This window comes from Phenylobacterium sp. (assembly GCF_030680185.1).
Lineage (GTDB): Bacteria > Pseudomonadota > Alphaproteobacteria > Caulobacterales > Caulobacteraceae > Phenylobacterium.
Map to the genome: position 1 here is coordinate 1 of NZ_JAUXVZ010000012.1, position 13,221 is coordinate 13,221.

General features: G+C 69.3%; 14 protein-coding genes. 8 read left to right on the forward strand and 6 right to left on the reverse strand.

Annotated features, from left to right (window positions below):
• Positions 1 to 477 (forward strand): elongation factor P (locus Q8L83_RS02295; RefSeq protein WP_305284531.1); only part of this gene is annotated, 477 nt, incomplete at its 5' end.
• A gap of 5 nt (positions 478 to 482) precedes the next feature.
• Here the strand turns inward: Q8L83_RS02295 and Q8L83_RS02300 are convergent.
• Together Q8L83_RS02300 and Q8L83_RS02305 are read right to left on the reverse strand one after the other, a co-directional pair.
• Positions 483 to 1,340, reverse strand: a complete 858-nt coding sequence (locus Q8L83_RS02300) for a Ku protein (RefSeq protein WP_305284532.1) — start codon at positions 1,338 to 1,340, stop codon at positions 483 to 485.
• 214 nt (positions 1,341 to 1,554) lie between these two features.
• On the reverse strand, positions 1,555 to 3,075 hold the full coding sequence (locus tag Q8L83_RS02305) for a carboxylesterase/lipase family protein (RefSeq protein ID WP_305284533.1): 1,521 nt from the start codon (positions 3,073 to 3,075) through the stop codon (positions 1,555 to 1,557).
• Positions 3,076 to 3,315: 240 nt separating this feature from the next.
• Here Q8L83_RS02305 and Q8L83_RS02310 point away from each other — a divergent pair, with 240 nt between their 5' ends.
• The 4 genes from Q8L83_RS02310 (at position 3,316) to Q8L83_RS02325 (ending at position 6,251) form a co-directional block, all read left to right on the forward strand.
• The gene (locus Q8L83_RS02310) at positions 3,316 to 4,143 is read left to right on the forward strand and encodes an outer membrane protein (protein WP_305284534.1); all 828 of its coding nucleotides are present in this window, start codon (positions 3,316 to 3,318) and stop codon (positions 4,141 to 4,143) included.
• A gap of 410 nt (positions 4,144 to 4,553) precedes the next feature.
• Positions 4,554 to 5,120 carry a shikimate kinase gene (locus tag Q8L83_RS02315; RefSeq protein ID WP_305284535.1) on the forward strand — a complete coding sequence of 189 codons (567 nt, stop codon included), beginning with the start codon at positions 4,554 to 4,556 and terminating at the stop codon, positions 5,118 to 5,120.
• A gap of 124 nt (positions 5,121 to 5,244) precedes the next feature.
• Positions 5,245 to 5,592, forward strand: coding sequence for a hypothetical protein (locus Q8L83_RS02320; RefSeq protein ID WP_305284536.1), 348 nt, complete (start codon positions 5,245 to 5,247; stop codon positions 5,590 to 5,592).
• 62 nt (positions 5,593 to 5,654) lie between these two features.
• Positions 5,655 to 6,251, forward strand: coding sequence for a hypothetical protein (locus Q8L83_RS02325; RefSeq protein ID WP_305284537.1), 597 nt, complete (start codon positions 5,655 to 5,657; stop codon positions 6,249 to 6,251).
• A gap of 74 nt (positions 6,252 to 6,325) precedes the next feature.
• Here the strand turns inward: Q8L83_RS02325 and recQ are convergent, their stop codons facing one another.
• Genes recQ through Q8L83_RS02340 form a run of 3 tightly spaced genes read right to left on the reverse strand, consistent with a single transcriptional unit; the run spans position 6,326 to position 10,494 of the window.
• Positions 6,326 to 8,152 carry a DNA helicase RecQ gene (gene recQ / locus Q8L83_RS02330; RefSeq protein ID WP_305284538.1) on the reverse strand — a complete coding sequence of 609 codons (1,827 nt, stop codon included), beginning with the start codon at positions 8,150 to 8,152 and terminating at the stop codon, positions 6,326 to 6,328.
• A 56-nt stretch (positions 8,153 to 8,208) separates the two neighbouring features.
• Positions 8,209 to 8,697 carry a BLUF domain-containing protein gene (locus tag Q8L83_RS02335; protein ID WP_305284539.1) on the reverse strand — a complete coding sequence of 163 codons (489 nt, stop codon included), beginning with the start codon at positions 8,695 to 8,697 and terminating at the stop codon, positions 8,209 to 8,211.
• A gap of 57 nt (positions 8,698 to 8,754) precedes the next feature.
• Positions 8,755 to 10,494, reverse strand: coding sequence for an amidohydrolase family protein (locus tag Q8L83_RS02340; protein ID WP_305284540.1), 1,740 nt, complete (start codon positions 10,492 to 10,494; stop codon positions 8,755 to 8,757).
• Between the two features lie 153 nt (positions 10,495 to 10,647).
• On the opposite strand from Q8L83_RS02340, the gene modA reads away from it, so the two are divergent.
• From modA to Q8L83_RS02355, 3 genes are read left to right on the forward strand one after another with little or no spacing between them, the layout of a single operon-like run.
• The gene (modA, locus tag Q8L83_RS02345) at positions 10,648 to 11,457 is read left to right on the forward strand and encodes a molybdate ABC transporter substrate-binding protein (protein ID WP_305284541.1); all 810 of its coding nucleotides are present in this window, start codon (positions 10,648 to 10,650) and stop codon (positions 11,455 to 11,457) included.
• Positions 11,457 to 12,125 (forward strand): molybdate ABC transporter permease subunit, encoded by a 669-nt coding sequence (gene modB / locus Q8L83_RS02350; RefSeq protein WP_305284542.1) that lies wholly within the window; start codon positions 11,457 to 11,459, stop codon positions 12,123 to 12,125. Before modA ends, modB begins: the two co-directional genes overlap by 1 nt.
• Positions 12,118 to 12,861, forward strand: coding sequence for an ABC transporter ATP-binding protein (locus Q8L83_RS02355; RefSeq protein WP_305284543.1), 744 nt, complete (start codon positions 12,118 to 12,120; stop codon positions 12,859 to 12,861). Before modB ends, Q8L83_RS02355 begins: the two co-directional genes overlap by 8 nt.
• Positions 12,862 to 12,864: 3 nt before the next feature.
• Here Q8L83_RS02355 and Q8L83_RS02360 read toward each other — a convergent pair whose 3' ends face one another.
• Entirely contained in the window at positions 12,865 to 13,212 is a 348-nt protein-coding gene (locus Q8L83_RS02360) for a winged helix-turn-helix domain-containing protein (RefSeq protein ID WP_305284544.1), read from the reverse strand.
• Positions 13,213 to 13,221 lie beyond the last annotated feature (9 nt).

The window sequence follows — 13,221 nt, forward strand, 5'->3', positions numbered from 1 at the left end:
CCCGGCAAGGGCACGCCCGTGACCCAGCTGAACATGCGCCGCATCTCCGACGGGGTGAAGGTGTCGGAACGCTACCGCACCACCGAGCAGGTGGAGCGGGCCTTCGTCGAGGAGCGGGAGCACACCTTCCTGTACCAGGACGGTGAGGGCTATCACTTCATGAACCCGGAAAACTTCGACCAGCTGGTCGCCCCGGAAGACGTGATCGGCGACGCCAAGGTCTATCTGCAGGACGGCATGGCCGTGCAACTGTCGACCCATGAGGGCGTGCCCATCGCCATCTCCCTGCCCTCGCGGGTGACCGTCGAGATCACCGAGACCGAGCCGGCCATGAAGGGCCAGACGGCCTCGTCCTCCTACAAGCCGGCCATGACCGATGCAGGCCTGCGGGTGATGATCCCGCCCTACATTACCGTCGGCACCCGCATCGTCGTCCTCACCGAGGACGGCACCTATGTGGAACGCGCCAAGGACTGAGCGTCTTAGGCGCTCTTCTTCCGGGTTGATTTGGCCGGGCCGCGCCCCGCCTTGGCGCCGGCGCGGCTGGCGGGCTTGCGCCGGGCGCCGCCGGTGTCGCCCAGGCTTCGCTTGAGCTGCTCCATCAGGTCGCTGACCTCCAGGTCCTTGGGCGCCTCGGGGGCCTCGATGGTGTGGCCCTCCTCCTTTTCGGCGATCAGGGCGCGTAGGGCCTCTTCATAGCGGTCGGCGAACATGGCCGGGTCGAAGTCGCCCTCCTGCTGCTCGATGATCTTGGTGGCGATCTCGACCATCTTCTTGTCCGGCTTGACGTCGGGAATGTCCTCGAAGGCGTCGTCGGCGCTGCGCACCTCGTCGGCCGAGCGCAGGGTGTAGGCGAGGATGCCCAGGCCGCGGGGTTCGAGCGCCATGACCCGCTCGCGCTGGTGCATGGCCAGCCGCCCCAGCGCCACCTTGCCCGAGGCCTCCATGGCCGAGCGGATCACCGTATAGGCCTCCACCGCCATGTCCCCGTCGGGCACCAGGAAGTAGGGGGCGTTCCAGTAGAGCCGGTCGATATCGGTCTCGTCGACGAACCGCTCGATATCCAGGCTGCGGGTGGTCTCCAGCTTGACGTTGTTGATCTCGTCCTGGGTCAGGACGACATAGCGCCCCTTCTCGATCTCATAGCCCTTGACGATATCGGCCCGGTCCACCGGCCCGCTGTCGGGGTCGGTGGGGATCATGCGGATGCGGTTGTGGGTGTCCTTGTGCAGCATGTTGAAGCTGACATCGCCCGACCGGCTGGTGGCCGTATAGAGCGCCACCGGGCAGCTCACGAGGGACAGGCGCAGATAACCCTGCCAGGTGGGACGGGCGGCCATGGGGTCGTTCTCCGGCGTTTTCTTGAGTCTCCTCAACGCCTTGGCCGGTGATTCGTTCGGAGACCCTGGAGTCTAAAGAGGGGACACAAAGAACACGAAGACAGCCAAGGACACGAAGGGGTCGGCGGCCGGGTCTTTGTGTCCTTCGCGCCTCCTTTGTGTCCTTCGTGTCACCCTCTTTTAAAGCGCCTGCGGCGCGCAGAGTGGAGATCGCCTAAGGCGCCGGCAGGGCCAGGGTCGGCAGGGCGAACTGTTCGACGGCGTCCAGTTGGCGGCGGCCGAAGCCCTGGCGCAGGCCGGTGTCCGCGCCGAACTCCAGGAGCTGGTCGGAGACCGGATCATAGGCCGGCCAGGCCTGGTCCTCGCAGGCCGGCGCGCCCGAGCGGGCGAAGCTCACCCAGCAGCCGTGCATCAGGCTCGCCATGGCCCGGTCCTCGTCGCTGACCACGCTGTCGGGGGTCCGCCGGCCCCAGTATTCGAAGACGTACTGGATCTCGGCCGCATGGTGGGCGCGGTCCAGCACCTGTCGGTAGCGGTCGCCCACATAGGAGAAGTGGTAGAGGAAGGTCGGCGCCCCGTCGGCGGCCTGGCCGGCGATCCAGCGGGCCGGCGCGCCGAACACCCGGTCGGTGAAGACCGCCCGGCCCAGGGCCTCGTCGCCTTCGGCGGCGGCGTCTTCATAGAAGGCCTTGGCCATGGGCGGCAGGCTGGCGGCGAACCGCGCCCCGCCGCCGGGACCGCCCAGCAGGCTGTCCTCCCCATTGTTCCAGCCGACGATCATCGGCACGTCGATCTCGGCGCCCGCGGCGAAGGCCTGGCTGGCGGTGCGCGGCAGGAGCCGGCCGTCGGAAAAGGGGCCGAACTCGCCGTCCACCGTCTCGATCAGCGTGTCGACGGGCACGGCGCGCAGCTGGGCGACCGTGGCCTTGGCCGGCAGGCGGAGCTTCTCGGCGGCGGCGACCCCGGCCTGTTCCTGGTCTTTCAGGCTGTCGGGCGGAAACCAGCCGCCGCCCGACTGGACGATGGCCTTGTGGAACAGCCCCTTGGCGTCGGGCGTGGCCAGCAGGGCGAGCGTGCTCATGCCCCCGGCCGATTCCCCGAACACCGTCACATTGTTCGGATCGCCGCCGAAGACGGCGATATTGCGCTGAACCCATTTCAGCGCCGCCACCTGATCCATCAGCCCATAGGAGCCGAGCGGCCCCTTGGCACCGGCCGCCTTGGTCAAGGCCGGATGGGCGAAATAGCCCAGCGGACCCAGGCGATAATTGATCGACACCAGCACCACCCCGTCGCGGGCGAAGTTCTGGCCGTCATAGACCCAGCCGGCGCCGGTGCGGTGCGAGCCGCCGTGGATCCAGACCATCACCGGGGCCGGCTTCGCGCCCGGCTGCGCAAGGGGGGCGAAGACATTGAGCTGCAGGCAATCCTCGCTCATCGGCCCGTTGGCGCCGCCGGCGTTGGGGGCGCCGTCCTCGCGCATGGGCTGGGGACAGGAGGGACCGGCCTCCACCGCCGACCGCGCGCCTGTCCAGGGCAGGGCCGGCTGGGGCGGCGCCCAGCGCAGGGCCCCCACCGGCGGCGCGGCATAGGGGATGTTGCGGAAGATGCGCGCCCGGTCGGTGGCCTCGCCGGTCAGGGTTCCGGACTCCACGCGGAGGGTGGCGGGCGCGGCGAAGGCGGTGGTGGCGAACAGGCCGCAGGCCGCGGCGATCAGGCTGATCCAGGGCTTCATGGTCCCCTCCCTTTTTTGTCTGCTGCGAGCAGAGGCCAAGGCGCTCGGAGCGGTCAAGCCAAGGTTTGGCGACGGGCCGGCGCCTGCGCTCTGGCCGCACACACCCCTGTCACCCAAGAGCCACACATCGTCCGCCATCGGAAGCTTGACCGGGGTTGGGGCGCATCCGCCGGGGTCGCGACCGCGTTGCTGCTATCCGAGGCCTGAGGGGGCTCTCGCAGTACGACAAGGATTAACAGTATGAAGACTATGCTTTGCGCCGCCGCCGCCATTGGCGCCCTGACCGCGGCCTCCGCCGCCCAGGCCCAGACCGTCGGCGACTGGAGCGGCGCCTATATCGGCGGCGTCGCCGGTTACGGCTGGCAGGCCGAGAACGACGACGAGTCCATCGTCTTCGACACCAATCTTGACGGGACCTTTGGCGACACCGTCCGCACCGGAACCGGCGCCGACGCCTTCGCGGCCGGCTTCTGCGACGGCCGCACCTACAACCCGACCCGCGCCAGCGCCTGTGGCGGCGATGAGGGCGGTCCGGAATTCGGCGTCCGCGCCGGCTATGACTGGCAGTTCGGCAATATCGTCGTCGGCGTCCTGGGCGAAGCCGTCCGCACCGATGTGAAGGACAGCGTCACCGCCTTCTCCGGCACGCCCGCCTCCTACACCATGGCCCGTGAGCTCGACGGCCTGCTCGCCGCCCGCGCCCGCGTCGGTTATGCGGTCGGGAACACCCTGCCCTATGTCACCGGCGGCTACGCCATGGGCGACATCCAGCACAGCTTCTCCACCACCAACGCCGCCAACACCTTCACCGACGTCTCGGAAGACGACGACAAGGCTCATGGCTGGCAACTGGGCGGCGGCGTCGAGCACAAGATCACCAACGATGTGAGCCTTGGCCTGGAATATCTCTACACCCGCCTGGATGACGACAACTACGCCATCCGCGCCAGCGGCGGCCCGGCCGGCGGCCCCTTCACCTCGGTGAATGGCTCGGGCACGGACTTCCGGCGCACCAGCGACGAGTTCAACATCCACTCGGTGCGGTTCACCGCCGCCTACCGCTTCTGATTGATCGCGTAGTCTGAAACGACGGCCCGAGCCTCTCGCAGGTTCGGGCCGTTTTTAGTTGGGGGTGGGCGCTCCAGGCGCGCACGCCTCCGCCCCGGCCTGGCCCGGCTTGACCGGACCATCCATGAACGCCGTCGTCCGGCCGTGCGCATGGGCCCTCGGATCAAGTCCAGGAATTTCACCACGACGATCACGAAGGACACAAAGGCGCCGCACCTCCCTTAGTGATCTTCGTGGTCTTCGTGGTTTCTCTAAAATGGCCCCTGCGCTTCAACCCGTCCTGGCCCGGCTTGACCGGGCCATCCATGAACACCTTCATCTGGCCGTGCGCATGGCCCTCGGATCAAGTCCGAGGGCGACGGCGTATGGGGTGGGCGCATAGACTCGGCCGCGCCAGAACGGAGGGCGTCATGAAGCTGATCTTTCTCTATGGGCCGGCGGCCTGCGGCAAGCTGACGGTGGCCAAGGCCCTGGCGGCCCTGACCAACTATCCCCTGTTCCCCAACCATCTGGCGCTGGACGCCGTGACCGCGGTCTTCCCGTTCGGCAGCGCGCCCGCCATCCGGCTTCGCAGCCTCTACTGGCTCTCGATGTTCGAAGAGGCCGCCCGCCAGGACCGCCCGCTGATCTTCACCTTCGCCCCGGAACGCACCGTGCCCGAGAGCTTCATCGCCGAGACCCGCGCCGCGGTCGAAGCCCATGGCGGCGAGGTCGTCTTCGTCGAACTCGCCGTCTCGCCCGAGGAACAGATGCGCCGGGTCGAAAACCCCGACCGCAAGGCCTCAAAGAAGATCCATTCCCGCGAGGTCCTCCAGAAGTTCCGCGACGGCGGCGGCGCGGCCTACCCGCCCATCCCCGCCGACCTGGTCATCGACACCGAGGCCCTGAGCCCAGAGGCGGCGGCGCGACGGATTGTGGAAGCCCTGGCCCTGGAGCCCCTGCCCGAACCGCACGTGATGTATCCGGATCCGGCGTGAGGCCCTTGGCTGCCGCGGACGGCCCTTGGTCGCTGGGTGGCCCGGCAGTGTCCAAACTCGGCCAAGAAGGCAGCTTCCGCTCCCGACCCGTAGCGATCTTTGGGAATGTCGGTAATCTGGACCCATGGATGGTGCAGCCTTCAACGTCGTTTGGTTCGGTTGGGCTTTCGCCTGTGCGCTCGGTGTGCGTCTGGGTTTCACCCATCTGTTCAGGCCAAGACTGGGGCATTCGGCGCAGTTTGCCGCCTACGGAATGTGGTTCGTTCTTGTGCTGGTCGGCTTGGCGGTTGTGAGCATCAGCGGGATGCAAATGTATGGCATCGACGGCAACGACCCGCGCCAAATGGCGGGTTACATCACCCTGCTATACTCGCCCCTTGGGTTGCCGACTGCATTTGGGGCGCCTGCGGTTCTCGCGCTCGACCTACTAGTGGTGGCGGCGACATTGATGAAGAAACGTCGGGCGGTCTGAGTCCGCTTCCCACCCTGAACTAGAAGGTCTTGCCGTCATCCGGTTCGGGCTAGGTTGTGTGAATGATCGATCTTGAGGAACGGATAGAGATGATGACGCGCAACGTCATCATGGCCGCCATCCATCACGATCTCTGGTCCCTCCACATCCATAAGAGTGCGTGGGACATCACAGAGGTCTATCGCGAAACAATGATGGATCTTTGGGCGGCTAACAGCTTGGCTCACCGCTATTCATTCTATGTGAGGACAGCGGCGGCCTACGCGCAAGGGCCTAAGGTCAACGGCATCCCTAGGCTTATGCGGGAGTGCTCGGAAAAGCTGACCCGCGAAGGTGCAGCCCGGCTGACAGCGCTGTTCAATGAAGCCAAGCCGCTCGCCGACAAAATCGAAAGACTGAGGAACACTGTCTATGCCCATCAATCAGCGCGTATGCGAGTTGAAGATGCGTATACCGACGCGAAGATCAACTTGGATATGGCTCAACGGCTGATGGTGATTTCCATCGACATCATAAACGAGCTGCGAGCCGCTGTGGGCCTGGGCGCAACCGAGATCAGCAGGTTGCACATCGATCAGTTCGAGCGGACGATGACGGCCATCGGCCAATCTCATCAGGACTGCTCACCACCCTTCGGTGGTGCCTTTCTTGGCGCTTAAGCGTCCGCTTTCTACGTCAGCGCCAGTATCCCTCCCCACCCTTCGCTGATCTTATCGATGTCTGCTTTTCCACCTCACCCCTCAAACCCTCGCACCACCGCGAGCACCGCCTCGCCGTAGCGGGCGAGTTTGCCTTCGCCGACGCCGGAGATGGCGCCGAGCGCCCGCTGGGCGGCGGGTCTGGCCTGGGCGATCTCGGCCAGGGTGCGGTCGTGGAAGATGACATAGGGGGGCACGTGCTGGCGGGCGGCTTCCTCGCGGCGCCAGGCGCGCAGGGCTTCGAACAGGCCCTGGTCGGCCGGCGGCAGGGCCAGGTCGCTCGCGCCGCCACGGCGACGGCCCGCGGTCTTGCGCTCGGCGCCGGGGGCGACCTTGCGCATCCGCACCTGCCGCTCGCCCCGATAGACGGCGCGCACGCCCTCGGCCTCGCCCAGCGCGATCAGCGGGCGGTTGTCGTTGGGGTCCTCCCGCAGCAGGCCCTCGAACAGCAGCTGGTCGATCAGGTCCCGCCAGCCCGGCGCGGCCAGCTCCTGGCCGACCCCGAAGGTGGAGAGGCCGGCCTCGAAGTCGGACGGGTCCTTGGTCTTGCCCAGCAGGTGGTCGACCAGCCGGCCCCGGCCGAACCGGCCGCCCATCCGGTGGACCGCCGAGAGCGCCTTCTGGGCGGCCTGGGTCGCGTCCTGGGTCTCCGGCGGGCTTAGGCAGACGTCGCACTGGCCGCAGGGCTCCACGCCCTCCTCGCCGAAATAGCGGCGGACGGCGGCGGCCCGGCAGCCGGCGCCCTCCAGCATGGCGTAGAGCTGGCGAACTTTTCGCACCTGCACCTGCTTGACGCTGTCGTCCATCTCGCGGCTGTCGATGCGCCGCAGGGCCCAGGCGAGGTCCGAGGCGCCATAGAGGGTGATGCCCTCGGCCGGGTCGCCGTCGCGGCCGGCCCGGCCGATCTCCTGCCAATAGGCCTCGATGGAGCCCGGCGGATCGGCGTGGATGACGAAGCGGACGTCGGGCTTGTCCACCCCCATGCCAAAGGCGATGGTCGCCACCATCACCGCATCCTCGGCCTCGAGAAAGGCCTCCAGCCGGTTGGCGCGCACATGCTTGTCCAGGCCCGCATGATAGGCCTGGGCGTCGACGCCGGCCTGGCGCAGGGCCTCGGCGATCCGCTCGGTCCCGTCGCGGGAGCCGGCATAGACCACGCCTGACCTGCCCCGCCGCTCGGCCACCAGCTCCAGCACCCGCTTCTGGGCGGGGCCGGACTTGCGCTCGGCGAACAGGGCGAGCTCGGGCCGGGCGAAGCTGGCGACGAACTCAAGCGCGTCTTCCAGGCGCAGTTCGGCGCGGATGTCGTCCCGGGTCCGGGCATCGGCGGTGGCGGTCACCGCCAGGCGCGGCACGTCGGGGAAGAGGTCGGCGAGGCGGCCGAGCGTGCGGTAGTCGGGGCGGAAGTCGTGGCCCCACTGGCTGACGCAGTGGGCCTCGTCGATGGCGATGAGGGCCAGCGGCGTGCGCCGCAGCCGCTCCATCATATGCGGCGCCATCAGCCCCTCGGGCGACACATAGAGCAGGTCGAGCTCGCCGGCCTCGACCCGCCGCCAGGTCTGCGCCCGCTCCTCCGGCTCGATGGCCGAATCCAGGCGGGCGGCCGCCACGCCCGACTGCTGCAGGGCGGCGACCTGGTCGGTCATCAGCGCGATCAGCGGCGAGACCACGAGGCCGAGGCCTGGCCGCAGCATGCTGGGGATCTGGTAGCAGAGGCTCTTGCCGCCGCCGGTGGGCAGGACGGCCAGGGCGCTGCGCCCGGCCAGGGCCTCAGTGATCACCTCGCCCTGAAGGCCCCGGAAATCTGTGTGTCCGAAGGTGCGGCGCAGGACCTCCCGCGCCTCGGCGAGCGAAGCGGTCATGGGCCGCCTTATGGGCTGTATCGGCGGCGCGGTTGAAGGAAAAACTGAGTTGATCCTCAGCCGAATCCGGCGCGGCCCTGGATATCGCGCACCGCCTTCAGCAGGCGCAGGGCGGAGCGGGCGTCCAGGCGGTCGGGGGAAAAGGCCTGCCGCTGTTCAAGCTCGTCCAGCAGGGCCTCATCGGCGTCCGACAGGGTGCGGGCGCACATGTTCCAGTCGCCGAAGGCCCGCCCGCTGGCCGGCTCGATCTCCAGCACCTTGGGATCGGCGTGGCGCGGGTCGCCGGCGATGCGCTCGAAACGTTCCTGCACGGCGGCGGCGGGTCCCTCCAGGGCCTGGACGAACCAGCCCCCGTGGACCAGCAGCAGGCCGGTGATCGACTGCTCGCGGTTGTTGCGGATCGAGGCCCGGATGATGTCGCTCACCACCTCATCGAGGGGCGCGCCATCGGGCAGGTTCTGGCGGCTGGCGTAGATCAGCCGTTGAAGGCCCCCGGGACGAGGATTGGAACGGGCGGGTGCGGGGCTGGGGTCGGGAGATGTCATGCCCTCGCCCAAATGGCGAAACCGCCGGAAGGTTCAACCAAATCGGCCGCCCAAACCCTATTCTGCGGCCATCGCCATCGGACTGGGCTGGGCGCCGCGCAGCAGGCGGCCAGGCAGGGCGCCGGTGGGCTCGCCGTCCCTCTGGGTCACCTGGCCCGCCACCAGGGTGGCGACATAGCCGTGCGCCCGCTGGATCAGCCGCCGACCGCCGGCCGGCAGGTCATAGGCGACCTTGGGCGCCTCCAGCCGCAGATTGGGGTAGTCGATCAGGTTGAGGTCGGCCCGGTAGCCGGGTGCGAGGACGCCGCGATCGTACAGGCCCACGGCGCGGGCGGTGTCGCGGGTCTGCATCCGCACCATGGCCTCCAGGTCGAACCGCGGCCCCCGGCTGCGGTCCCGGGTCCAGTGGGTGAGGTTCGATGTGGGAAACGACCCGTCGCAGATCATGCCCACATGGGCGCCGCCGTCCGACAGGCCGGGCACCGCGTCGGGATGGCCCAGCATCTCATAGCTGGGGGCCAGCGAACCCTCGGCATAGTTGAGGAAGGGCAGGTAGAGCATGCCCCGGCCGTCGTTCGACAACAGGTGGTCCAGGGCCACCACCTCGGGCTTCACCCCGCGGGCCAGCGCCAGGGCGGCGATGGTCTGGCGGGGGCCGGGCTCATAGTCCGGGGTCTCGCCCATCAGATACATGTTGGCCCAGTTGCGCGGCGTCGAGGCCGCAAAGCCCTGCTCGGCGGTGGTCGCTTCAGTCAGCAGGGCCTCGCGCACCAGGGGATCGCGCAGCCGCGCGACCCGCTCAAGCAAGGGCAGCCCCGCCATGGCCCGATAGGTCGGGTGATGGGAGAAGGGGTTCAGGGTCAGCTCGAAACCGAACAGGATGCCCACCGGCCGGCCGCAGACCTGGGCCTTCATGGGCAGGCCAGCGTCGGTGGCCTCGGTCAGGGCGTCCAGCAGCAGGCGCCAGGCCTGGGGCGCCTTGGGGGCTTGAGTCAGGGAAAACGACAGGGGCCGACCCGAGGCCTCGACGATCCGCCGCAGCATGGCGAACTCGGCCTCCGGATCGGCGAAGTCCGACACCACCTGCAACACCCCGGCGCCGGCCCGGGCCAAGCCCATGGCGATGCCGGTCAGCTCGTCCTCGCCCGCCGTCAGGGTCGGCGTCGGCTGGCCGTCGCTGGTGCGGTGATTGAGCGTGCGGGAGGTGGAGAAGCCGAGCGCGCCGGCGGCCACCGCCTGCTGCGCCAGGGTCGCCATGGCGGCGATATCGGCGGCCGTCGCCGGCTCGCGATTGGCCCCGCGCTCGCCCATGACGAAGACCCGCAGGGCCGCATGCGGCAGCTGGGCGGCGATATCGACGTCGAAGGCCCGGCTGGCGAGGGCGTCCAGATAGTCGGGGAAGCTCTCCCAGTTCCAGGCCAGGCCCTGGGTCAGGACGGGGAAGGGAATGTCCTCCACCCCTTCCATCAGGCGGATCAGCCGGTCGTGGTCGGCGGGCCGGCAAGGGGCGAAGCCGACCCCGCAATTGCCCATGACCACGCTGGTCACCCCGTGCCAGGACGAGGGCTGCATGTGGGTGTCCCAGGTGGCCTGGCCGTCATAATGGGTGTGGATGTCGACAAAGCCCGGGGTGACCAGCAGCCCCTTGGCGTCGATCTCCTCGGCGCCGCGGCCCCGGACCTCGCCGACGGCGGCGATCCGTCCGTTCTTGATCGCCACATCGGCCTCATAGGTGGCCGCGCCCGTGCCATCGGCCAGGGTCCCGCCGCGCACGACGAGGTCATATGCCCGTTCCAAATTCGCCGCCTCCCTGGCGTCAGCAGGTCTTGATCGCCTGCCGTTTTCCCAATTAGCGCCCCGCGACAGCCCTTGCGTCAAGCGCGCTGTCGAGTCGTGACAGGACCTGCGCCTGCGCTATATCTGGCCAGATATTGCGGATGGAGCCCGGCCTTGCCCCAAGGCGTGACCCGATCGGAGCTGCTGCGGGGCCTCGCCGCCGTCGTTGGCGCAAGCGCTGCGGCCAGTTGCGCCCCAGCCGCAGACCGCGGGGGTCCGGCGGTGGCCGCCGCCGCCGACCTGCAGTTCGCCCTGCCCCAGGTTCTTGCGGCGTTCCAGGCCCAGGGCGGCGGGCCCCTGCGCCTGGTGTTCGGCTCGTCCGGCGCCTTCACCCGCCAGATCGAGCAGGGCGCGCCGTTCGAGATCTTTATGTCCGCCGACCGGGCCTATGTGCGGCGCCTGGCCGAGGGCGGCCTGACCGAGGGCGACGGCCAGCCCTATGCCCGCGGGCGGATCGTCCTGTTCGCGCCTCACGGCTCGGCCCTGGCGGTCGATGCCGATCTGGCCGATCTGGCCGCGGCCCTGTCCGATGGCCGCGTGAGCCGGTTGGCCATGGCCAATCCCGATCACGCCCCCTATGGCCGCGCCGCCCGCGAGGCCCTGATCCACGCGGGCCTCTGGGACCTCGCCCAACCCCGGCTGGTGCTCGGCGAGAACGCCGCCCAGGCCGCCCAGTTCGCCGCCAGCGGCTCGGCCCAGGGCGGACTGATCGCCTATGCGCTGGCTCTGGCGCCGGAATTCGCAGGGCGAGGCGCCTTCGCCCTCGTCCCGGAGTCCTTCCACCAACCGCTGGACCAGCAGATGACGCTGCTGAAGGGCGCCGGCGCCCCGGCCCGGGCCTTCTACGGCTTCCTGCAAGGCGCCGCGGCCCGTGACATCCTGGCGCGCCACGGCTTTGTCCTGCCGCAGGCGGCGTCCAGCTGATGGACTGGCCCGCGCTCATCCTGTCGCTGAAGCTCGCCGGGGCCACGACCCTGGTCCTGCTGCCCGTGGGCGTCATCCTGGGGCGCCTGCTGGCCTTCCATGCGTTTCGCGGCAAGCGCTGGGTCGAAGCCGCCATCACCCTGCCCCTGGTCCTGCCCCCGACCGTGCTCGGCTATTACCTGCTGATCGCGCTCGGCGTCGCCAGCCCGATCGGCCAGGCCTGGCAGGCCCTGACCGGCCAGACCCTGGTGTTCAGCTTTTCGGGCCTGCTGATCGCCTCGGTGGTGTTCAACCTGCCCTTCGCCATCCAGCCCCTGCAGCGGGCCTTCGAGGGCGTCGGCCAGGACCTGCGCCACGCCGCCTGGGTCGGCGGGCTGTCGCCCTTGGCCACCTTCCGCAAGGTGGAGCTGCCGCTCGCCTGGCCGGGCCTGCTCAGCGCCCTGGTGCTGACCTTCACCCATACGCTGGGCGAATTCGGCGTGGTGCTGATGGTCGGCGGCGCCATCCCCGGCGAGACCCGCACCATCGCCATCAGCATCTATGACCGGGTGCAGGCCTTCGACACCGCGGCGGCCGGCATCATGTCGGCCTTCCTGCTGCTTTCGGCCTTCCTGGCCATCGCCGTGGTCTATGGGGTCGGCGCCCGAGCGGTTCGCCTGCGTGGCTGAGATCGCGGAAACCTTGGGCGCAGGCCTGCGGGTGCGGCTGGCCCAGGCAGGACCGATCCCCCTGGATGTGGACCTCGCCTGCCCGCCCGGCCAACTCCACGCCATTGTCGGGCCATCGGGGGCCGGCAAGACCACTCTGCTCAAGGCCATCGCCGGCCTCTATCGGCCGCAGGCGGGCCAGATCACATCCGACGGGATGGTCTGGTTCGATTCAGCCGCCGGAACCTGGCTCGCCCCCCAGGCCCGCCGCGTGGGTCTGGTCTTCCAGGCCTATGCCCTGTTCCCGCATATGAGCGCCCAGGCCAATGTGGAGACCAGCCTGGCCGCCCAGCCTCGGGCCGCGCGCGCCGCCCGGGCGCTCGCCCTGCTGACCCAAGTGGGGCTGGCCGACAAGGCCCATCGTCGCCCCGCCGACCTGTCCGGCGGCGAGCAGCAGCGGGTGGCCCTGGCCCGCGCCCTGGCGCGGTCGCCCGACGTCCTGCTGCTGGACGAGCCCTTCGCCGCCGTGGATCGGCGCACCCGAAGGCGGCTGCAACAGGATCTCGCCACCCTGCGGGAGAGCCTGAAAATCCCGATCCTGCTGGTCACCCACGACCTGGACGAGGCCTGCGCCCTGGCCGACCAGATGAGCGTGCTGCACGAGGGCCGGGTGCTTCAGACCGGCGCGCCGGATCAGGTGATGGCCCGCCCCGCCAGCCCCCTGGTGGCCGAGCTTCTCGATCTGAACCCCGGCTGAGCCTCAATCGTCCGCCGGGCGAAGCGCGGCCTCGAGCGCCGCCAGGTCCTCGGCGGCGGCTGCGGCGGTCTTGGCCTGCAGGGCGCGATAATGGCGCACGAGGGTTTCGCCGAAGGGGGTGAGGGTGGCGGCCCCGCCGCCGCGGCCGCCCATCTGGGTCACCACGGCGGGCTCGACGAACATATGGTTGACCCGGTCGATCAACAGCCAGGCCCGCCGATAGCTCATGCCCATGGCCCGACCCGCCGCGGCGATGGAGCCCTGCGCGCGCACCTGTTCCAGCAGGTCCACCTTGCCCGGCCCCAGGCGCTCGCCATTGGCGAAGTCGAATTTCAGGCTGATCCGGGTCACCGGGAAGGG

Excerpts from the sequence above, each read along its gene's own strand:
- Q8L83_RS02300 (WP_305284532.1), bottom strand. The coding sequence starts at position 1,340 with ATGGCCGCCCGTCCCACCTGGCAGGGTTATCTGCGCCTGTCCCTCGTG.
- Q8L83_RS02305 (WP_305284533.1), bottom strand. The coding sequence starts at position 3,075 with ATGAAGCCCTGGATCAGCCTGATCGCCGCGGCCTGCGGCCTGTTCGCC.
- Q8L83_RS02310 (WP_305284534.1), top strand. The coding sequence starts at position 3,316 with ATGAAGACTATGCTTTGCGCCGCCGCCGCCATTGGCGCCCTGACCGCG.
- Q8L83_RS02315 (WP_305284535.1), top strand. The coding sequence starts at position 4,554 with ATGAAGCTGATCTTTCTCTATGGGCCGGCGGCCTGCGGCAAGCTGACG.
- Q8L83_RS02320 (WP_305284536.1), top strand. The coding sequence starts at position 5,245 with ATGGATGGTGCAGCCTTCAACGTCGTTTGGTTCGGTTGGGCTTTCGCC.
- Q8L83_RS02325 (WP_305284537.1), top strand. The coding sequence starts at position 5,655 with ATGATCGATCTTGAGGAACGGATAGAGATGATGACGCGCAACGTCATC.
- recQ (WP_305284538.1), bottom strand. The coding sequence starts at position 8,152 with ATGACCGCTTCGCTCGCCGAGGCGCGGGAGGTCCTGCGCCGCACCTTC.
- Q8L83_RS02335 (WP_305284539.1), bottom strand. The coding sequence starts at position 8,697 with ATGACATCTCCCGACCCCAGCCCCGCACCCGCCCGTTCCAATCCTCGT.
- modB (WP_305284542.1), top strand. The coding sequence starts at position 11,457 with ATGGACTGGCCCGCGCTCATCCTGTCGCTGAAGCTCGCCGGGGCCACG.